Source organism: Paenarthrobacter aromaticivorans, assembly GCF_019038615.1.
In the GTDB taxonomy this organism is placed as follows: Bacteria; Actinomycetota; Actinomycetes; order Actinomycetales; family Micrococcaceae; genus Arthrobacter; species Arthrobacter aromaticivorans.
This window is the reverse complement of record NZ_JAHOPC010000001.1, coordinates 58,436-78,936: the sequence shown is the minus strand read 5'-3', so window position 1 is coordinate 78,936 and position 20,501 is coordinate 58,436. Positions and strand designations below refer to the sequence as shown.

At 62.0% G+C, this 20,501-nt stretch carries 11 protein-coding genes, 2 tRNA genes and 1 riboswitch; of the genes, 8 read left to right on the top strand and 5 right to left on the bottom strand.

Features of this window, described 5'->3' with window-relative positions:
- The first annotated feature begins 122 nt into the window (after positions 1-122).
- Positions 123-2,288, top strand: a complete 2,166-nt coding sequence (locus KSW38_RS00350) for a RecQ family ATP-dependent DNA helicase (RefSeq protein ID WP_216921335.1) — start codon at positions 123-125, stop codon at positions 2,286-2,288.
- A 140-nt stretch (positions 2,289-2,428) separates the two neighbouring features.
- Positions 2,429-3,862, top strand: a complete 1,434-nt coding sequence (locus KSW38_RS00345) for an MFS transporter (protein ID WP_216921333.1) — start codon at positions 2,429-2,431, stop codon at positions 3,860-3,862.
- Between the two features lie 59 nt (positions 3,863-3,921).
- On the opposite strand, the gene KSW38_RS00340 is transcribed toward KSW38_RS00345, so the two are convergent.
- Together KSW38_RS00340 and KSW38_RS00335 are read right to left on the bottom strand one after the other, a co-directional pair.
- Positions 3,922-4,009: transfer RNA gene (locus KSW38_RS00340), tRNA-Ser, on the bottom strand.
- 144 nt (positions 4,010-4,153) lie between these two features.
- The gene (locus KSW38_RS00335) at positions 4,154-6,412 is read right to left on the bottom strand and encodes a prolyl oligopeptidase family serine peptidase (RefSeq protein ID WP_216921331.1); all 2,259 of its coding nucleotides are present in this window, start codon (positions 6,410-6,412) and stop codon (positions 4,154-4,156) included.
- Between the two features lie 59 nt (positions 6,413-6,471).
- On the opposite strand from KSW38_RS00335, the gene KSW38_RS00330 reads away from it, so the two are divergent.
- Together KSW38_RS00330 and cycA are read left to right on the top strand one after the other, a co-directional pair.
- Entirely contained in the window at positions 6,472-8,457 is a 1,986-nt protein-coding gene (locus KSW38_RS00330; protein WP_216921329.1) for an FAD/NAD(P)-binding protein, read from the top strand.
- A gap of 74 nt (positions 8,458-8,531) precedes the next feature.
- A riboswitch (glycine riboswitch) is annotated at positions 8,532-8,630 on the top strand.
- A gap of 133 nt (positions 8,631-8,763) precedes the next feature.
- Complete coding sequence (gene cycA / locus KSW38_RS00325) at positions 8,764-10,251, top strand: D-serine/D-alanine/glycine transporter (protein WP_216921327.1); 1,488 nt, start codon at positions 8,764-8,766, stop codon at positions 10,249-10,251.
- Between the two features lie 76 nt (positions 10,252-10,327).
- Here the strand turns inward: cycA and KSW38_RS00320 are convergent, their stop codons facing one another.
- The 3 genes from KSW38_RS00320 to KSW38_RS00310 all read right to left on the bottom strand — a co-directional run bounded on the left by KSW38_RS00320 (position 10,328) and on the right by KSW38_RS00310 (position 16,183).
- Entirely contained in the window at positions 10,328-14,860 is a 4,533-nt protein-coding gene (locus KSW38_RS00320) for an ExeM/NucH family extracellular endonuclease (protein ID WP_216921325.1), read from the bottom strand.
- A 223-nt stretch (positions 14,861-15,083) separates the two neighbouring features.
- Positions 15,084-15,869 (bottom strand): VOC family protein, encoded by a 786-nt coding sequence (locus tag KSW38_RS00315; RefSeq protein WP_216921323.1) that lies wholly within the window; start codon positions 15,867-15,869, stop codon positions 15,084-15,086.
- Positions 15,870-16,092: 223 nt separating this feature from the next.
- Positions 16,093-16,183, bottom strand: a tRNA-Ser gene (locus KSW38_RS00310).
- A 101-nt stretch (positions 16,184-16,284) separates the two neighbouring features.
- Here KSW38_RS00310 and KSW38_RS00305 point away from each other — a divergent pair.
- The 4 genes from KSW38_RS00305 (at position 16,285) to KSW38_RS00290 (ending at position 20,497) form a co-directional block, all read left to right on the top strand.
- The gene (locus KSW38_RS00305) at positions 16,285-17,268 is read left to right on the top strand and encodes an NAD(P)H-quinone oxidoreductase (RefSeq protein ID WP_216921321.1); all 984 of its coding nucleotides are present in this window, start codon (positions 16,285-16,287) and stop codon (positions 17,266-17,268) included.
- Positions 17,269-17,330: 62 nt separating this feature from the next.
- On the top strand, positions 17,331-17,873 hold the full coding sequence (locus tag KSW38_RS00300) for a PadR family transcriptional regulator (protein ID WP_216921319.1): 543 nt from the start codon (positions 17,331-17,333) through the stop codon (positions 17,871-17,873).
- Between the two features lie 153 nt (positions 17,874-18,026).
- The gene (locus tag KSW38_RS00295; protein WP_216921317.1) at positions 18,027-20,306 is read left to right on the top strand and encodes a carbon starvation CstA family protein; all 2,280 of its coding nucleotides are present in this window, start codon (positions 18,027-18,029) and stop codon (positions 20,304-20,306) included.
- Positions 20,306-20,497 (top strand): YbdD/YjiX family protein, encoded by a 192-nt coding sequence (locus tag KSW38_RS00290; RefSeq protein ID WP_216921314.1) that lies wholly within the window; start codon positions 20,306-20,308, stop codon positions 20,495-20,497. Before KSW38_RS00295 ends, KSW38_RS00290 begins: the two co-directional genes overlap by 1 nt.
- Positions 20,498-20,501: the final 4 nt, after the last annotated feature.

Here is a 20,501-nt window from a genome sequence, read left to right as displayed (position 1 = left end):
GCGCAATTGAGCATGAACCGGGGAGCCTGCTAAGTGGAAAAACCAGTCCCACTGGCGAGCCGCTTTCCACATAGCCGGGGCCACGGGTTCTGGCTGTCGGGGGCTGCTGGGATACTTGGTCCATGGCCAACACCTCCCCAAATGCCGCTGTTTCCGTGGAATCCCCTACCCGCCAGAGGGCTTTGGCTTGTCTTCGTGAGCTAGTGGGGCACCCTGAAGCAGATTTCCATGACGGCCAGTTCGAGGCCATTGAGGCATTGGTGGACGCGGGGCGCCGCGCTTTGGTGGTCCAACGCACAGGTTGGGGAAAATCCGCGGTCTACTTCGTCTCCTCCTTGTTGCTGCGCCAGCGCGGTGCGGGTCCCACGCTGATCGTGTCCCCTCTTCTCGCGCTCATGCGGGACCAAGTAGCAGCGGCCGCACGGGCGGGAGTCCGGGCAGTGGCTATCAACTCGGCCAACGCACTTGAATGGGATACTGTCCTGGCCCAGTTGGCAGCTGACGAGGTAGACGTTCTTCTGGTGTCGCCGGAGCGCCTCACCAATCCCTCGTTCAGGGAGAACCAGTTGCCCGAGCTGATCCGGAGGACCGGACTGCTCGTTATTGATGAAGCCCACTGCATTTCGGATTGGGGCCACGACTTCAGGCCCGATTACCGGCGCATCGCCGATCTCATTGCCCAACTGCCCAAATCGGTTCCAGTCCTCGCCACCACGGCTACCGCCAACTCCCGCGTTGTTCACGATATCGAGGAACAACTCGGCGCCGCAGTATTGACCATCCGCGGTGCACTGGGCCGCGAGTCGCTGCGGCTCGGCGTTCTCAACTTGTCCGACTCCCGCGATCGCCTGGGCTGGCTGCTGACGCACTTGGCGGACCTACCCGGCAGCGGAATCATTTACGCGCTGACCGTCTCAGCCGCAGAGGACACTGCCCGGCTTCTTTCCGAGGCTGGACACAATGTCTTGTCCTATACCGGCCGGACGGATCCGGCCGATCGGGAGCGGGCAGAACAACTCCTCAAGGACAACCAGGTCAAGGCGCTTGTGGCCACCTCGGCGTTGGGGATGGGATTCGACAAGCCGGATCTGGGTTTCGTCATTCACCTCGGGGCGCCGTCCTCGCCGGTCGCCTATTACCAGCAGGTTGGTCGAGCCGGCCGAGGCGCAGCCAACGCCGATGTCCTGTTGCTTCCAGGCTCCGAGGACCGGGAAATATGGCAGTATTTCGCCACCGCCTCCATGCCCTCAGCCGAAAAGGCTGACGCCGTCCTGAGGGTACTTGGTGAGGCTAACGGCGCCATGTCCACGGTGGCGCTGGAAGCCCGAGTGGACCTTCGGCGCACGCCTCTGGAACTCCTCCTTAAAGTCTTGGCCGTTGACGGGGCAGTTGAACGCGTGGGCGGCGGCTGGCGGGCTACCGGACGGTCATGGAGCTACGATGCCGAGCGATATGCACGCATTGCCGAAGCCCGCGTGGATGAGCAGGACTCCATGGTGATTTACCAGGACACCGCAGGTTGTCGCATGGAGTACATCACCTCGGTGCTCGATGACGAGACCGCCGCCCCTTGCGGCCGTTGTGACAACTGTGCTGGACGCTGGTTCCCAGTGGACATTGCAGCGGCTGCGGTTGATGCAGCAGGCCAGACGCTGCGCCGAGCCGGGATCGTGGTGGAGCCGCGGCTCCAATGGCCCAGCGGAATGGACAGGCTGGGTGTGGGAGTCAAAGGCAAGATCAAGCCGGACGAAAGCATTTCCGAAGGCCGTGTCCTGGCAAGGCTGACGGACCTGGGCTGGGGTGGTGCGCTCCGCGAGCTTTTTGCTGCCGGGGCACCCGATCGGTCCGTGGACCCCGCTATGCTGCAGGCCTGCGTTCAGGTGCTGCGCGAATGGTCAGGGGCCGACGGCGGAACTGCCTGGAGCGGGGTTGGGCGCCCGGCGGCCGTTGTCAGCATTCCCTCAAGGAGCAAGCCACAACTTGTGGACTCCCTGGCGCAGGGGATCGCCGGCATAGGGCGGATGCCTTACCTGGGCCAACTGCAGCCAGAGCACGGAGGCCCCACAGGATCACGTGGCGGGAACAGCGCTTACAGGCTCGCGGGAGTATGGGACCGTTTGGCGGTTGGCCCGGAACTGTCACAAGCGCTCGCAGGCATTGGTGACCAACCAGTGCTCTTGGTGGACGACCTCGTCGACAGCCGCTGGACGCTGACCGTTGCGGCGAGGGCGCTCAGGCGGTCCGGGGTAGGTGCAGTGCTACCGCTCGCCCTGGCTCAGGCGGGTTAGCGCGCAGGCGGGTACTGCGCTGAAAACCGTCATGTTGTGAACGCTCCCACCGCGCCTCTATAGGATCGAGCAAAGACGAGGATCGAGCAAAAACGCCCGCCTGCCGATGCGGGCCACCTGACAAGACTTGGACCGGAGCCATGAGCACAAAACCGAGCAACACCGACGTCGAAGCGGCCACTGAAACCAGTTGGCGCCCGCGCCTGGCATTGCTTGTGGCGGCGACGTTCTTCATGGAGTTTCTCGACGGAACTATCCTCACCACGGCCATCCCCAGCATTGCAGCCGATTTCCGGGCGGCGCCGGCAGACATCAACATCACGATGACTGCCTATTTGGTGACGGTGGCAATGGGGATCCCGTTGAGCAGTTGGCTTGCCGAGCGGTTCGGCGCCCGCAGGATATTTTGCCTGGCTATATCGGTGTTCACTATTGCCTCCCTTTTCTGCGCAGTAAGCACCGACTTGACCATGCTGACGTTGAGTCGGGTGGCGCAGGGGGCGGGCGGTGCCATGATGGTTCCCGTGGGCACCCTGGTGGTCTTGCGGGGCACGCCCAAATCCGAACTTCTCCGTGCCACCGCCTATTTGGTATGGCCAGGCCTTCTTGCCCCCGTTCTGGCTCCCATGGTGGGCGGCGCCCTCACAACTTTCCTGTCGTGGCACTGGATCTTCATCATTAACGTCCCCCTCGGCCTGGCTGCCCTCATTGCGGCACTGAGATTGGTTCCGAGGACTCAATTTGATGCCAAACGCCGTCTTGACTGGTTTGGTCTGCTGCTGACTACCTTGGGTGTGGGTTCCCTTGTGGTGGGGCTGGAAACGCTGGGCGGACACGCATCCAATCTGCTGGCTATTGTGGTGGTGACTGCCGGCGTGGTGTCCCTGGCTTGCGCCGTCTGGTGGATGAGCAAAGCAAAGGTTCCGCTGTTCAACCTCAGCGTATTTGGCACCAGGACTTTCAGGTCGACGTCCACGGGAGGTTTCGTTTACCGACTGACCATCAGCTCGGTTCCGTTCTTGCTGCCTCTGATGTTTCAGGATGGATTTGGCTGGGATCCGTTGAAGGCCGGGATCATGGTCGCCGCAGTCTTCGTGGGCAACATCGGGATCAAGCCGGCCACCACACCCCTGATAAGGCGCTTCGGGTTCAAACCCGTGCTCGTCTTTGCATCGTTGGCATCAGCCGTGACGTTTGCCTTGTGTGCGTTGCTCAATGCCCAAACACCCGAGCCCCTCATTTTCGCGTTGTTGCTGCTCAGCGGTGCCTTCCGATCCATAGGCTTCTCGGCCTACGCCTCCGTGCAGTATGCCGACATCGTCCCGGGGCAGCTGCCCTCGGCCAACGCCATCTCCGCCACCCTCGTACAGTTGGCGGCTGCGGCAGGTATCGCCGTGGGCGCGTTGTTCCTGAGGCTGTTCGAGGCAACGGATGTGCTCGGGGCGGACCAGGTAGCGGCCTATAAAGGGGCATTTATCGCCATGGCTGTCCTGATGCTGGTCAGCACAGTGGACAGCCTGACCCTGCACCGGCACGCTGGTGCGGAAGTCAGTCACGGAGCGAAGCGCCGGTAACTTACGGAGGCTTGGGATTAAACGCAAAAGGTCCCGGTTCGAAAACCGGGACCCATCCGCGGAGACGGGGGGATTTGAACCCCCGGTGGAGTTGTGCCCCACACTTCATTAGCAGTGAAGCCCATTCGGCCGCTCTGGCACGTCTCCGTTTGCTATTGCTAGCCCACCAAGGATACGCAGAACGTGCCGTTCAGTGCAAAACCGCCTGCGATCCGCTGCCCATTTCGATGACTCGCTGCCAGCCAAGCCGTTCGCACGGCCTTGCGTGCAGCGGGCCATCGAAATGGAACCTCAGTTGCTCCCGGCCAACACACGCCATAGGAAGTGGTTGCTTCGCGCTTGGAGTGCGGCTGCCTGCCTATTGTCCGAAGCGCCCGCGTGCCCGCCTTCCAGTGCTTCGTGGAACCAGACATTCGGGATACCCATTGCCTGCATCCGAGCTGCCATCTTTCGGGCTTGGACGGGGCCTACCCGATCATCCGAGGTCGCGGTCCAAATGAAGGTTTCGGGGTACTCGACGCCGTCATGAAGCAGGTGATAGGGGGAGAAGGTACGGATAAATTCCCACTGCTCAGGCACGTCGGGGTCTCCATACTCCGCGATCCAGGAATATCCGGCAGAGAGTTTGGTGTAGCGGCGCATGTCCAGCAATGGCACGCCGCAGGACACCGCGCCAAACAGTTCGGGGTACTGGGTCAGCATGTTGCCAACCAGGAGCCCGCCATTTGAGCCGCCCACGCAACCGAGTCGACGGCGGCTGGTCACGCCGCGGGAGATCAGGTCCTGTGCCACGGCGGCGAAGTCTTCGTAGGCACGGTGCCGCTTTTCCTGCAGGGCTGCGCGGTGCCACGAGGGGCCGTATTCGCCGCCGCCGCGGATGTTCGCCACAACGTACACACCGCCGCGGGTGTGCGAGCCGGGACCGTCGGCCAGGGCAGCAGCGGAAGTGCGACGCTCCAGCCAAGCCCTGCCAATGGTGCCGCTGTAGGCGGGGGTGCGGGAAACTTCGAATCCGCCATAGCCGGAAAGCTGCGTGGGATTTTGTCCATCCAGGACCAGGTCCTTGGATGCCACCTGGAAGTAGGGGACTTTGGTCCCGTCCGCCGAGACAGCGAAATGCTGCTGGACCTCATAGTCACCATCATTGAAGAACGACGGCGAACGCTTCACCACCGCATGCTGGCTCGTCACTCCGGCAGTCGATCCGCCGGATGAAGGAACCTCGCCAGCCGTGAGGGTGCCGCGGGTGAGGGTAGTTGGCGTAGTGAACCCGGTGGCGACCAACCAGTAGTCATTTCCGGCCCCGGATTCGTCTTCGTCGTCCACCGCATAGGCGTTGACGTCGTGAAGCGGCGGGCACGCGTCCAGGGCGGTGACAACCCAGCCGCTGTCGGAATCGACGCGGGAAGGGTCCAGCACCCTGATTTCGGAAGAGACGTCGCGCAGGAGGTTGAGCAGCAGGTAGTCCTTGGTCCAACTCCATGACTGCAGCGACGTGTGATCATCGGGGGTAAACAGCACCACAAATTGCCGTGATCCAGCCAAGTAGCCCTCGAGGTCAGCGGCCAGCAAGGAACCGGCCGCGTAGGTAACGCCGGAAACGTCCCAGTCCTTCTGCGGGCGGAACATCAGCCATTCCCGGTGGGCGCTGATGTTCACGTCCGTAGGCACGTCGATCGCAACCCATGAGTCGTCGCGGAGCAGCCACGTCCTGCGGTTGTAGAAGTCGATGTAATCCACGGCGAAGGTCCGTTCGAAGCCCGGCGTTGAGTCGTGGGCGACGATGGCCAGCATGTGGTCTTCGGGGATCTCGAAGATCTGCTCTGCCTGGGCGAGGGATTGGCCGCGACGCAGCTTCACACCGGTCCGGGCGTACGAGGAACTGGTTGCAGGCAACCCCTCTGCCGTACTGGAGACCAGCAAGGTGTCCGCATCCAGCCAACTCACGTTGCCTTTTGCCGTGGGCAGATCGAATCCGCCAGCGGCAGGGTCAACAAAGGTGCGGGATTCGACGTCGAACTCGCGGTGACGGTTGGCATCGCCGCCGTCGGGGGACAGAGAAACCATCGCGAAGCGGTACATGTCCCCGTCCAAAGGACGGAGAAACCCAGCTCCATGGAACACCCACTCGACGCCTTCTGCGGCGGCGAGGGCATCGATGTCCAGCAGTACGTCCCATTCGGGTGCCTCGGAAACGTAGCTCTCCCACGTGGTCCGCCGCCAAAGGCCCTTGGGGTGCTCCTGGTCCTTCCAGAAGTTGTAGTAGTAATCACCGCGCTTGTTCACCATGGCAATCCGGTCCGTGGAATCCAGGACCTCCAGAATGCCGGCTTCAACCGCTGCGTACTCTGCGTCCTCCAGCAAATCCTCGGTTCGCGCGTTTTGTTCACCGACCCAGGCCAGCTGTTCTTCGCCGTGAATGTCCTCCAACCACACGTTCTCATCCGTGGGTTCGGGCGCTATGGTCGCAGCGTGGCGAGGCCCGGACGTGGTCTCCAGATCCGTGTCATTGTCAGGAAGGGGCGTCTGATCAGCTTCTGTGGTGGTCATCGCCCCATCCAAGCAACACTTTTCAACTGGAAGCAAGTCACAGGAAGTTAGGCTTGAGCGTGGCTAAATCGCAAATCAATCGTGTTGCCCTGATTGGGGCCGGCCCCCGGGGCACGAGTGTCCTTGAGCGGCTGCTCGCGAATTGGGCTGCAGGGGCCACCAGCCGTGCGAACCGGGCCGATCCAGGGTGGAGCGCACTGCACATCCATGTTGTAGATCCTTTCCCACCGGCATCCGGCCATGTGTGGCAGCCGGAGCAGTCCAGGCTGTACCTGATGAACACACAGGCGTTCTATCCGACGCTCATCCCTGAAGATCCCAAGCTTGCGCAGCCCCTCGCGGGCGGTTCCTTCGACCAGTGGCGCGCCGCCCGACGTCGTGATGGACAGGGCCTGAATGACGCCGAAAAGGCGGAGTTGGCCACGCTCGAGTCCCACGATTTTCCGAGCCGGGCCATATATGGAAGGTACCTGCGGCAGACTTTGGCGGAGCTGCTTCAGCGAATGCCCGACGGCGTGGAGGTCGCCTTCCATGAAACGACCGCCGTAGCGGCGCGCCCGGTCCCGGCAAGTTCAGGCACCACAGGCGGGCAAGCGTTCGACGTCGAACTGGCCGACGGCACTACGCTCACCGTCGGCTCGGTGGTCCTCGCGCTGGGGCACGTCGAGTCCCGTTTGAATCCGGAGCAGCGTGCGTTCCAACGGGCCGCCGACGAGCACGGCCTCCTCTATTTCCCGCCTGCACCGCCGGCCGACGTCGACTGGCAGCGGGTGCCGGACAACGAGCCCGTCCTGATGCGTGGGATGGGACTGAATTTCTTCGATGTCATGGGCCAGCTGACCGAGGGCCGCGGAGGCAAGTTCGTCGAAGCCGGCGTACCGGGAGCCGGAGTTCTCGAGTACCGGCCCTCAGGCAGGGAACCCAAGATCATCGCAGCATCCCGGCGCGGAACCCCGTACCGGGCCAAGGCTGGTTTGGCAGGGTATTACCCCAGCAGCATCACCATGAGTTACCTGACCGAGGCAGCAGTGGACCGCTTCAGGGCAGCCGGCATCCAGCCAGGATTCGACCATGACCTTTGGCCGCTCCTGCATCGTGACGCCTTGTGGGCTTACTACTCCACCCTGGCAAGGTCGCAGCCCGCCGCCATTCGCGATGCAGCGCAGTTCCTCGCGGACCTTGAGGATGCCTTGCAGCCCCACGCGCACACCACTGCCAAATGGGAAAGTGACGTCGCCGCCCTCGTGGACAAGCACGTGGTTGCCTCCCGCCGACTCAATGTCCGCGGGCTCGCTGCGCCGTTGGCTGGCCGGACGTTCGCGTCCCGCCGGGAGTTGGACCTGGCAATAACGGCCTACCTTGACGACGACGCGCGGCGCTCTGCCCTCGGGGAAGCCGACCCCGTGAAGATGGCCATCGGAGCCCTCCACAGAGGCAGGGCGATCCTCAAGTCCGTCGTCGCCGACGGCGGAATCACGGACGAATCGTGGGTCGCTGAGCTGCGGGGATGGTTCGAGTCGTTTGTTGAAGGCCTTGCAAGCGGAGCCCCAGCGCTGCGTTCGGAGCAGTTGGCAGCTTTGGCGCGTGCCGGCGTCGTTGGTTTCGTTGGACCCGATCCCAAGTTCAGCGTGGATAGAAGCGCCAAGGTTTTCCGGGCGGTCTCGCCTTGGGTTCACGATGGACCTGTGGAGGCATCCACTTTGATTGAAGCGATGTCGCCAGCCAACCGAGTAGGCATCAATATTTCCCCGCTCCTGGAACAACTCATGGCCGACGGCCTTGTGCGAACCAAAATCATGATGAGTGCCGAGGGCACGCCAGTGCAGACAACCGGACTGGATGTGGAACCGCACCCGTACCGGCCTGTGGCGTCCAACGGCTCTGTGACGCAGGGGATGTATGTTTTGGGCCTGCAATTGTCCGCGACCCAGTGGGGAACAGCGATTGCTGCGGAGGCGCGTCCGGCAACCGGGAAGGCTTACGCCAGTGGCCAGCGAACCTTGCGGGATGCCGACGAAATCGCTCGTAGCATTCTGGGCAGTTAGCTGCCTTCGTTTGCGGTGAGTCCAACGCTTCGCTAGTGTGTGAGCTGCATCACCGGCAAAGTGGTGCGCGCTTTTGATCTGCGGCGGGAGAGTCCTGCCGGTACATCCCGTCAGGCGCCGTAGGAGCAAACCCTCCCCAGGAATCTCTCAGGCCCATGTACCGCCGCGGCGAGGCAACTCTGGAAAGCAGTCCGGGCAACCGGGCTCACCGAAGGTGCAAGCAGGCCCATTCCTGCGGAAACTCTCAGGTCCACGACAGAGCGGGGAGGAACCCGAATCATCGTGGCACCCAGTGCCGCCTGAACAATGGAGTTCCTCTTGACGATTCAGCGCCCACCATCCTCCGACTCGCATCGAGCAGACTCACCACACCTCGAACGGCAGCTCAGTAACCGGCACATCCAGCTGATCGCGATAGGCGGTGCAATTGGCACGGGCCTGTTCATGGGCTCGGGAAAGACAATTTCTGCCGCTGGTCCGTCTGTCATTTTCGTGTACATGATCATCGGCTTCATGCTGTTCTTCGTCATGCGCGCCATGGGCGAGTTGCTCCTGAGCAACCTGAACTACAAATCCTTCAGCGACTTCGCAGCGGACCTGCTGGGTCCCTGGGCAGGGTTCTTCACCGGCTGGACCTACTGGTTCTGCTGGGTCATTACCGGCATCGCTGACGTCATCGCGATCGCCGGGTACTCCAAGGAGCTCTGGCCTTCCCTTCCGCTCTGGGTACCCGGATTGATCACCATCGGTATCCTGCTGCTCCTGAACCTGGCTACGGTGAAAGCATTCGGCGAGACCGAGTTCTGGTTCGCCCTCATCAAGATCGTCGCTATCGCGGCCCTCATCATCGTCGGCCTGTTCATGATTTTCAGCGGCTTCCAGTCCGACGCCGGACCGGCCAGCTTCACCAACCTGTGGAGCCACGGTGGCTTCTTCCCCAACGAATTCATGGGCTTCGTCGCCGGTTTCCAGATCGCCGTCTTCGCTTTCGTCGGCATTGAACTGGTAGGCACCACGGCCGCCGAGGCCAAGGACCCGGAGAAGAACCTGCCCAAGGCCATCAACTCGATCCCGATCCGCGTGCTGCTCTTCTATGTGGGCGCCCTCATCATCCTGATGTCCGTCACCCCGTGGACCCAGTTCGCGGCTGGACATAGCCCCTTCATTGCCATGTTCTCCCTGGCCGGACTGGGTGCTGCCGCCACCATCGTCAACCTTGTGGTGCTCAGCTCTGCGATGTCCTCCGCCAACTCCGGCATCTACTCCACGTCCCGCATGGTTTACGGCCTGGCCAAGGAAGGCGACGCCCCAGCTGTGTTCGGCGCGCTCTCAGGACGCAAAGTACCCCGCAACGCCCTGTTCCTTTCTTGCGTCCTGCTGCTGTCCGGCGTCGTTCTCATGTACGCAGGGCAGGACATCGGCAAGGCGTTCGACATGGTGACCACCGTGTCAGCTGTCTGCTTCGTGTTCGTATGGTCCATCATCCTGGCCAGCTACCTGGCGTTCCGCAAGCGGCGGCCACACCTGCATGATTCTTCGGCGTTCAAAATGCCCGGCGGCGTGGTGATGGTGTGGGTGGTCTTCGCATTCTTTGCCTTCGTGCTCTGGACCCTGACCACGCAGCCGGACACTTTTGCTGCGCTGCTGGCTACGCCGCTGTGGTTCGTGATTCTGGGGGTGGCCTGGTCCATCCTGCGTCGTCGGCCCGCGCATCTGGTTCGCTACGAGGAGTTCCAAGCGGAGCTTGAGAAAGACGCCAAGCGAGCGGAAGAGCCCGAGCTCGCAAAGAAGTAGCTGCCAAACCCCAGGGGGCACCTCACGATTCATCACCGTGCGGTGCCCCCTGGGGCAGCCTAAGGAAAGGGGCTGTTTAGCCCCTCAGGCACTTCTGATACTCCAGCCACGCCCACGCGTAGCGGAGCCAGCCCACGAGGTCGTACCACGTAGACGGTTTGACCGGCGGAGTGCACTGCGGCGGGTTGGGCCCGCTATCAGCTACCTGAACACTGGCCTTCACCACGGTTCCACTCTCGACGGCGGTCAGCACCAAGGTGCCGGTACCTGCAGCTGCCGCAGCGGGAACCTTGAGGTCCACCGTGGCTGCTCCTGCCGTTACTGGAACCGATCCAAGCGGCACTGCTGCGCCCTTGCTGTCCACGAAGATCGCATTGAGGGTGTTGTTGGCCGGGCTGCCGATCGAGGTGAGATTCAGCTTGGAGATAGCGAGTGTCATGGGCTCACCTGCTTTGACCTCTGTGGCGGTGGTGTTAACCACGGCAACTGACCGGCGCGCGAAGTCCGGAGACACGGGGTTGTGCTCACGCAGGTACTTGATCCACGCATCGCGGTCCACCAGACCGGTGTCCTTCGTGTTGGTGCCTTCCTTGAAGATCCGGAAGTTGTCGCCTCCCGTTGCCAGGAAGCTGAAGGTCCCAATTCTGTATTGCTTCGCCGGGTCCATCACGGTCCCGTTCACCCAGATGCCGGTGATGCGGTACCCTGCAGGGCGGCCGGCGTCATAGGTGTAGTTGACGTTCTTGGAGAATCCCAGCTGCTGGTAGGGGCGGCTGGGAACAGTTCCGTCAACGTTGGTCTGCCACTGCTGCTCAAGAAGGGTCTTGAACTGGGCGCCAGTGAGGGATGTAGTCCACAGGTTGTTCACGAACGGCAGGACCGCATTCGCCTCGGCGTAGGTGATGGTGCCGTCCGGGGCGTAGTAGAGCTCGTTGCGCAGGCCGCCGGGGTTTACGACGCCAATCTCCGCCCCGCCCAGTTCGGGCGCCTTGAGCGTGTCCACCAGGGAGTCCGCTACCAGGTTTCCGAGGGTGGATTCGCTCGCGCGGTCGTCCCGCTTGGGGGCACCTCCAAGCGGATCCGGCGTGAAGGCGGTGGTGATATCAGCTGTCACTGCGCCAACAGGCTGGTTCCCTATCACGGCGGCCTCGGCCAGTGCCTTATCCACGATCGCCTTTACCGTCGCCACCCGGGGATACGCGGCAGCCAGGCTTTCTGAAGTCTCCGTGGTCCGGTCCACGACGGCGGCCTTATAGCCCGTCACGGATTTCGTAGCGGTATCGACCGTGAGAGTCACGCTTCCCACGTTTTCGCCGTAGTTGCCGGTCTGCACAATGGGACGGGTTTTGCCGGTGGGTTGGCCGTTGGCATCCAGCAAGGGTGCGTCCCAGGCATACTCCTTGTGGGTGTGTCCGGTAAAGATGGCGGCCACGTCAGGGCTGGTCTCGTTGACGAGCTTGGCGAACGGTCCGCCGGCTGCGACTTCCTGCTCCAGGGTGGCACCCTCCGGTGTGCCCGATGCTGCGCCGTCGTGGTTCTCCACAATGATCAGGTCCGCCGCGTTCTCCGACTTGATCTTGGCGGCTACGCGGTTAATGGCTTCAACAGGGTCCCCGAATTCGAGATCCGTGATTCCCGCCGGGGTCACCAACGACGGAACTTCCTGCGTGACGGTGCCGATGACGGCCACCCGCAGGCCGTTCATATCCAGGACCTTGTACTCCGGCAGTACCGGAGTCTTGGTGCCCTTCTGGTAAACGTTCGCGCCCAGGTAGGCAAACTTCGCGTTGGTACCGTCGGCGATGACGCGATCGCGCAGGTCCTGCCACCCGCCGTCGAACTCGTGGTTACCTAGTGCGGAAGCCCGAAGCTCCAGCGCGTTCAGGACATCGATGGTTGGTTGGTCCTTCGCAACCGAGGAAGCGAAAAGTGAAGCGCCGATGTTGTCCCCGGCAGAAATGAAGGCTGTTGCGCCGGGGGCGGCCGCAGCGCGGAGCTTCTCCACAGTGCCGGCGAAGAGGACAGTGTTGGAGTCGATCCGGCCGTGGAAGTCGTTGATGCCCAGGAACTGCAGGTCAACAGTGGCCGGCATATCCGATCCCAAGTTCATGCCCACCACCACAGGATCGTGGTCGCTGGCACGGAACTCGTCCCCTGCATAGTAGTTGGTCACATTGTTGTTATACCTGCTGTATTCCAGCGCCACGGACTCCACAGAGTTGATGTTCCAAATGTCGGTTCCCGTGACTATCCCGGCCGCTGCCGGGGAAGCAAGGATGTGGTCCAGCGAGCCCACCATGCCACCGAAGAGGTAGGAATGCTTGCCGGTACCAGCTTCGAGGTCGGCGTAGCCTGCGCCAGTGAGGACATTGATGGGGTCTTCCTTGGCATAGGCGTTGAAGTCGCCGATCAGGAAGACCTTGTCCGTGCCTTTGGAGGCTTGGAGGTCCTTGGAGAAGGCGAGGAGTGATTCAGCCTGCTTTGTACGGGCAATGTTCGAGGCGCCCTGGCCCTTGTCCGTGTCATCCGGGGTGGCAGCGGAACCCTTGGACTTGAAGTGGTTTACGATCGCGATGAACTTCTTGTCTTCGTCCGCGCCGACCGGCTTGAAGACCTGCGCGAGCGGTTTGCGGGCGCTTGCAAAGGCCACGGTGTCGTTGTGGATGATTGACTCCCCGACCGGCTCGGCTACCGCCTTCTTGTAAATGAACGCGGTGCGGATCATATCCTCATCGCTTGGAGGGGGAGCGTTTGCGGGTGTCCGCACGTAGTCCCATACGCCCGGCGTCTTCACGTTGAGGGCGTCCACGAGCTTGGACAGGGCGTCATCACGGTTCTTGCCGAACTGGGCGGAGTTCTCTATTTCCTCAAGGGATACGACGTCCGCACCGGCCTTGGTTATCGCAGCGACGATCTTGTTCTGCTGGCGTTGGAGGTTCTCAGCATTGGCAGCGCCGCGGGCATTGCAACCTTCCTTGACCGTGATCGGATTCCCGTCCCGGTCGGTGTAAAAAATGCAGCCGCTGAGCTGATCGCCGGTGGTTGTGAAGTAGTTCAGCACATTGAAGGAGGCAAGCTTTAGGTTTCCGCCGACGTCAGCGGGGCCGTCCGGGCGGGAAGCGGAGAAACTTGCAGGCTGCACAGTGTCCGCATTCGTGGGAGTCAGCGCTGTGAGGGGCTGGAATTTCCACGAATTATTGCCGTAGCCCAGGATCACATCGGTCCGGAACCGGGCGGGGGAGCCTACCCGAACAGGATCGGATGTAGTCAAGTAAGGGAGCTGCTGGGCCTTGGTGGTGGCGTCCTTGAGGAAGTTGGTGGATGCGCCGTCGTCGAGCTTGATGGCACGGAGGGCGTTCTCTGCCACCACGCCGGCATATTCTGGCGAACCATAGGTCGCGACCGCCGTCGGCTGCACTAACGGCGATGTCCCGGCCGCGAGGCCGATTTCGCCATACTGGCTCAGCGAATAGTTGTCTGTCACGGTGTAAGGGCCTTGTGGGGCGACGAGCATGCCCTCATGGGCTTCGCGCGCGGCCTCGTTGGCGGGCATCTCGAAGGCAGTGGGCTTTACCTCCGGCGCAGCTTCGCTCGGTTTCTGCAGGCCGGCAGCCTCAACCGTGAGCTGTGTCTGGTTGGCGAACTCGCTGACCACCCCCGTGAGTTCCACGTAGTCGCCGGGCTGCACCGTTCCCGTCGTCGCGGGGGAGTAGATGAACAAAGCGTCCGACGCCGTCCTGGCCGCCCCTGCATCCTCCCCGCCGCTTCCCGGGGTCTGGACGTAGTAGCCGTTGAAACCGCCCGTAGCGTACACGGCAGTTACTTTGCCACGGGTGGTTACCGTGCTGCCGACGAGCGGACTTGCCGTGCTGGTTCCCTGGATTTCGGCGATCGTCTTGAACCCGGGGGCCGGCTCGGGTTCAGTGGGCGGAGTTCCGCCGGCGGACGCCGTGGGCGTGATGGTGGCGCTCAAGCTGAAGTCGGCAGCATTGGAGCCGGTATCCACACCGTTGCTCCGATTGAGGCTTCTGACGTCAGTGTTGCCCGTGGGCGCAGTTGCTGCCGAAGTTTCGAAAGTGTTTGATGCGCCGTAGCCCAGGAGATCCGCTATGGCGGCATTGTCCGTCACTGAGCCCACGCCGAGCGGAGAAACTGCGTTGCTCTGCTTCGCCAGGACCAACGTGCCGGCAGTTCCACCCGGGTTCAAGGTTCCGGTGGCCTGCAGATCCGGGGTGGGCAGGGCGGGTGCCGTGGAGGTGCCGCTGTTCGTAGCCCCTTGGATCAGGTAATAGCCCTTGGCCGGGATGCTGCCGGTGAGGGGAGTGATTCCCGTGGGCGCTCCCGTGGCGGTTGCAGACCGGTACTGTAGCGACCACCCTGCCAGGCTGACGGAAGTGTCCGAGGAGTTGTAGAGCTCTACGAACTTGTTCTTGAAAGCAGAGCCGCTGCTGCCTCCGCTTAGATAGGCCTCATTGATGATTACTGCGGAGTTGCCGGGCGGCGATGCAGGATCGTCGGCGGCAATTGCGGGAACGGCTGTCAGCGGGGCAGCAAGCAAACCAACCGAAAGGGCTGCTCCAGCTGCTGTTTTCCAGTGTTTTTTGTGCATCCGCTCTAACTTTCATTAGGGGCCCTGTGGGGCTCTTTGGACTACGCCCGCTTTCTTGTGAAGTGGGCGATATGCCGGAAGTTACTCCGGGTAAACCTGGGTATCGGGCATAGCAGAACACGTCGGAATGAACAGGAAGTGGACCAGTGGTGGATGGAGGACGCCCGGATCCTGCCGGCTGCCTCGGGTCAGGAGGCAGCCGCAGGAACCGGAGGTGCACGGGTTAGCTGGCAGGCGCCATGCTTTGGATCACCTTGAAGGCGGCACCTGTAGGGTCCGACAACGTGGCCAGCCGTCCAAAGGGGGTATCTTCTGCTGCCTGCAGGACGGTAGCGCCCAGAGTTACGGCCCGTTCCACTGTGGCGTCAGTATCGTCCACCGCGAAGTACACGCTCCACATGGACGGAACCTGGTCCGGGAGGAAACCGGCAGCGTCCATAATGCCGGCCTTGGCATCGTCACCAGCGCCCAACGTGGTGTAGCGGAACTCGGGCGTATCGCTCATGACGGCAGTTTCCCAACCGAAGACGCTCTGGTAGAAGCTGACTGCTGACTCGTAGTCCTTCGCGAGTAGTTCGTGCCATGCCGGGGCGCCGGATTCGGCAGCCACCTCATAACCCTTCATTTCACCGAACTGCCAGGCCCCGATTGCAGCTCCTGAAGAGTCGCCATACATGGCCATGCTGCCCTGTTCAGGAACTTCCATGGGCTCCAGGAGGACTTGGCCACCATGGGCGGCAGCTGCCTCAGTGGTGGCTTTGATGTCGTCCGTGCGCAGGTACGTCGACCACACATCAGGCATGGCACCCATGTCTGCCTGTTTCTGCATGATGCCCGCAACCATGCGTCCATCTTTGGAAGCTGTGATGTAGCCGCCGTACTTCTCCTGGTCGCCCGTCTCGTAAGTCCAGCCAAAGAGTGCGCTGTAGAAGGACTTGGCCTTTTCCGTATCGGATGTCATCAAATCAATCCAGCACGGGGCGCCGGGGGTGATGTCAGGCGTAGGCATAAGTGAGGCTCCTGTGTTCGTTCCGCGGCGGAAGCTACGGCTGTTTATGGGCGGTTGCGAGGACAAGCAGAACACTATGCGGGGGCTATGACAGTTTCAATGATTTTCTGGGTGTCAGTTCTCAGATCCGGATGGCAGCCCAACTTCTGGCCCGGTTTGAAGCCCGAGATGCCCCGGGTGTTAAGCCAAAAATGCCCCGGGTTCGTAGACCCGGGGCATTTGCTGGCGGAAGGTAAGGGATTTGAACCCTTGGTACGGGGTTACCGCACACTGGTTTTCAAGACCAGCTCCTTAGGCCGCTCGGACAACCTTCCCTGCCTAGTAGTGTTTCATAGGGAGTTGGCTGTTCCAAAACATCACGTGCTCCAGTCCCTGCCCCGGGCCTGGATTACAAGCAAGAAACCGGGAGTTCGTCATGAAAGCCGTCTATATTTCTGAACCAGGCGGACCCGAAGTCCTCGAAGTCCGTGACGTACCGGCTCCGGTGCCGGGCGAGGGCGAGGTACTGATCGACGTCGTGGCCGCTGGCCTCAACCGCGCCGACGTCCAGCAGCGCCGTGGCTTCTACCCACCGCCACCAGGGGCTTCAGAGATTCCCGGGCTGGAGGTTTCCGGTCGCATTGCCGCGTTCGGGCCAGGAGTCACCAAAGCCTTCTCAGTGGGGGACAAAGTGGTGGCGCTGTTATCGGGCGGCGGATATGCCCAGCAGGTCGCCGTGCCGGCAGAGCAAGTACTGCGGCTACCCGACGGCGTGGACCTGGTCACAGCTGCGGCACTGCCCGAGGTGGCGGCAACCGTCTACTCGAACCTCATCATGACGGCCCAGCTGCAACCCGGGGAGACTGTGCTCATCCACGGTGCCACCGGCGGCATTGGCACCATGGCCATTCAGCTCGCCAAGGCCTATGGAGCCAAGGTTGCCACCACCGCCGGCTCTGATGAAAAAGTTGGCACAGCAAAGGCCTTCCTAGGTGCCGATATCGCCATCAACTACAACGAAGAAGACTTCCCTGAAACCCTCAAGGCACAAAACGGAGGCAAAGGCGCAGACGTGATCCTCGACGTCGTGGGCGCCAGGTACCTGCAACAGAACATTGAAGCGCTCGCCGACTACGGCCGGCTGATCATCATTGGCCTGCAGGGTGGAACCAAAGCCGAGATCAATCTGGGCCAACTCCTCAGCAAACGTGCCGCCGTCATAGGCACAGCCCTCCGGCCGCGGACGGTGGCCGAAAAGGGCATCATCATGTCCGCCGTACGCGAGTCCGTGTGGCCCATGCTCGCCGACGGCCGCATCAAGCCCCTGGTGGCCAAATCATTTCCGCTGGACCATGTCAGCGAGGCACATGAATACTTTGATTCCGGAGAGCACGTAGGAAAGGTCCTCCTGCTCCTCTAACAACCACAGCAGCCCGTTAATGCAGGACGTCCCCCACCAAATCCCCAGTAGCAAGGAGCCCCATGTCCATCCGGCACAGCCTGCTTGCCCTGCTTCAGGACCAGCCCCGGTACGGCTATGAGCTGCGTGTGGAATTCGAGGACCGAACCGGTGCTGCCTGGCCGCTGAACATCGGTCAGGTGTACACCACGCTGGACCGGCTTGAGCGCGATGGCCTTGTCAGCAAAGACGGCGACGACGGCGGTGGCCACGTCGTTTACAGCATCACGGACGCCGGGGTGGAGGAAGTTGCGGCTTGGTTTGAGGGAGCGGTGGGTCGCGACAATCCGCCGCGGAATGAAATTGCCATCAAACTTGCGCTCGCCGTGACGCTGCCGGGCGTGGATGCATCGGCCGTCATCCAATCACAGCGCGAAGTTTCCGTTCGGGCCCTGCAAGAACATACGCAAGCGCGAAAGGCTGTCTCGGCCAACCAACGGTCCTCCGATACGGCATGGCTGCTTGTGCTGGATTCCTTGATTTTTCAAGCCGAAGCGGAAGTGCGCTGGCTGGATCTTTGCGAGGCGCGCATGGTCCAGTCGCAGGGAAACAGAGGGCTTAGTTAGTACGCCCACCGCAGCGCTACTACCGCTTACCGCAAGACCACCGGGGTTCCTGTGTCACCCCCATCTTCTGTCTGTCCTCATTGTTACCGTGCCCTGACTGTTCAGCGCACCCGCGGCCACAACCGCAGCAGTTCTCAAGGAGGAGACACGGGCATGACCCCTGACCATACAGAACCTGACCAAACAGAAGTTGCGACAGGGCTGGATCCTGCGCTGCCCCCGACTGCCGTTGATGAAGCTGTTCTGGATGCCGAGGAGCGCAGGTGGACTCCGGCGAGGATTGGAATCTGGGTGGCGGTTTCCCTGCTGGGGGCCGTGGCGTGGTTCATGCTGGCTTTGGTCCGCGGGGAGACGGTGAACGCCATCTGGTTTGTATTCGCTGCGGTGTGTACCTACCTGATTGGTTACCGTTTCTATTCCAAGGTCATTGAGCGGTACTTGTTGAAGCCTGATGACCGGCGAGCGACTCCGGCGGAGTACAAGGCTGACGGCAAGGACTACGTTCGCACTGACCGTAACGTCCTGTTCGGCCACCACTTCGCGGCTATTGCGGGTGCTGGACCCTTGGTGGGCCCGATCATTGCGGCCCAGATGGGCTATCTGCCCGGCACTATCTGGATCATCATCGGCGTCGTTCTTGCCGGCGCGGTGCAGGATTACCTGGTCATGTTCTTTTCCATGCGCCGTGGTGGCCGTTCGCTGGGCCAGATGGCCCGTGAGGAACTCGGTGTCATCGGTGGCACGGCGGCGCTGGTGGCAACGCTGCTCATCATGATCATCATCGTGGCCATTCTTGCCCTCGTAGTGGTCAACGCCCTGGGTGAAAGCCCGTGGGGTGTGTTCTCGGTGGGCATGACGATTCCCATCGCACTGTTCATGGGTGTCTACCTGCGTTATCTCCGTCCGGGCAAGGTCATGGAAGTGTCCATCATCGGCTTCGTGCTGTTGATGGCAGCGATCATTGGTGGCGGTGCCGTGGCCGGTACCGAATGGGGCGCAGCGTTCTTCCACCTGGACAAGGTCACGATCGCGTGGGGCCTGATCATTTACGGTTTCATCGCGGCGATCCTGCCTGTGTGGTTGCTCCTGGCGCCGCGGGACTACTTGTCCACGTTCATGAAGATCGGTGTGATCGTGATGCTTGCCGTCGCGATCATCGTGGTCCGCCCGGAAATCAGTGTCCCGGCGTTCAGTGAGTTCGCGGGACGTGAGAACGGCCCGGTCTTCTCCGGGGCTCTCTTCCCGTTCCTGTTCGTCACCATCGCCTGTGGAGCGTTGTCCGGTTTCCATGCACTCATCTCTTCGGGTACCACGCCCAAATTGATCGAGAAGGAACGCCAGACCCGCTTCATTGGCTACGGCGGGATGCTGATGGAATCCTTTGTGGCCATCATGGCGCTGGTGGCTGCCATCTCGATCGATCGCGGTATCTACTTCGCCATGAACGCACCCCTCGCACTCACGGGCGGCACCGTGGAATCCGCAGCGCACTGGGTGAACAGCCTTGGCTTGGCCAACGTCAACATCACTCCTGAGGTTTTGGCGCAGACGGCCAAGGACGTGGGGGAGGAGAGCATCATCTCGCGCTCGGGTGGAGCGCCCACCTTGGCGGTGGGCCTGGCCCACATCATGCAGCAATTCATTGGCGGGCCGGCAATGATGGCCTTCTGGTACCACTTCGCCATCATGTTCGAAGCCCTGTTCATCCTTACGGCCGTGGACGCCGGAACCCGCGTAGCCCGGTTCATGCTGCAGGACTCCATCGGCAACTTCGTGCCCAAGTTCAAGGAGCCCGCATGGCGCCCGGGCGCTTGGCTGTGCACGGCCGTCATGGTGGGAGCGTGGGGTGCGGTGCTTTTGTTGGGCGTTACGGATCCCCTGGGTGGGATCAATACGTTCTTCCCGTTGTTCGGCATCGCGAACCAGCTCCTGGCTGCCATTGCCCTGGCAGTGTGCATGGCTATTGTTGCCAAGCGCGGGGTGTTCAAGTGGCTGTGGATCGTCGCGGTCCCGCTGGCTTTTGCCGCCGTCGTGACCATTACGGCAAGCTTCCACAAGATCTTCTCGCCGGTTCCCGCCGTGGGCTACTTTGCCAACAACCAGGCGTTCTCCAAGGCCTTGGCCGATGGCAAGACGTCGTTCGGCACCGCCAAAACGGTGGAAGCCATGGAGGCGGTAGTGCGTAACACTATGATCCAGGGCGTGCTGTCCGTGATCTTCGTGGTCTTGAGCATCATCGTGATCCTCACGGCAGTGATCGCTACCATCAAGGCCTTCCGTGCCGGTGGAGGCAAGGACCACGAGGATCCAGCAGTAGCTTCCAAGGTCTTCGCCCCCGCCGGGCTGTTCCCGACCCCGGCAGAGAAGGAGTTGCTCGCCGAATGGAACGCCTTGCCGGCCGGGCAACGCACACAAAAGGCCGGGCACCACTAATGCACGCCGTCGTCAAGGGCTTCCGGGGCTTCGCCGCCTACATGGGCTCACTCATGGGCGCTGACGCGTACCGGAAGTACCTGGACCACTTCACCGCCACAGGCCACCCCGGTCCCGCCATGACAGAACGCGAGTTCTGGCGGGACCGGACGGACCGGCAGGACAACAACCCACAAGGCCGCTGCTGCTGACGGT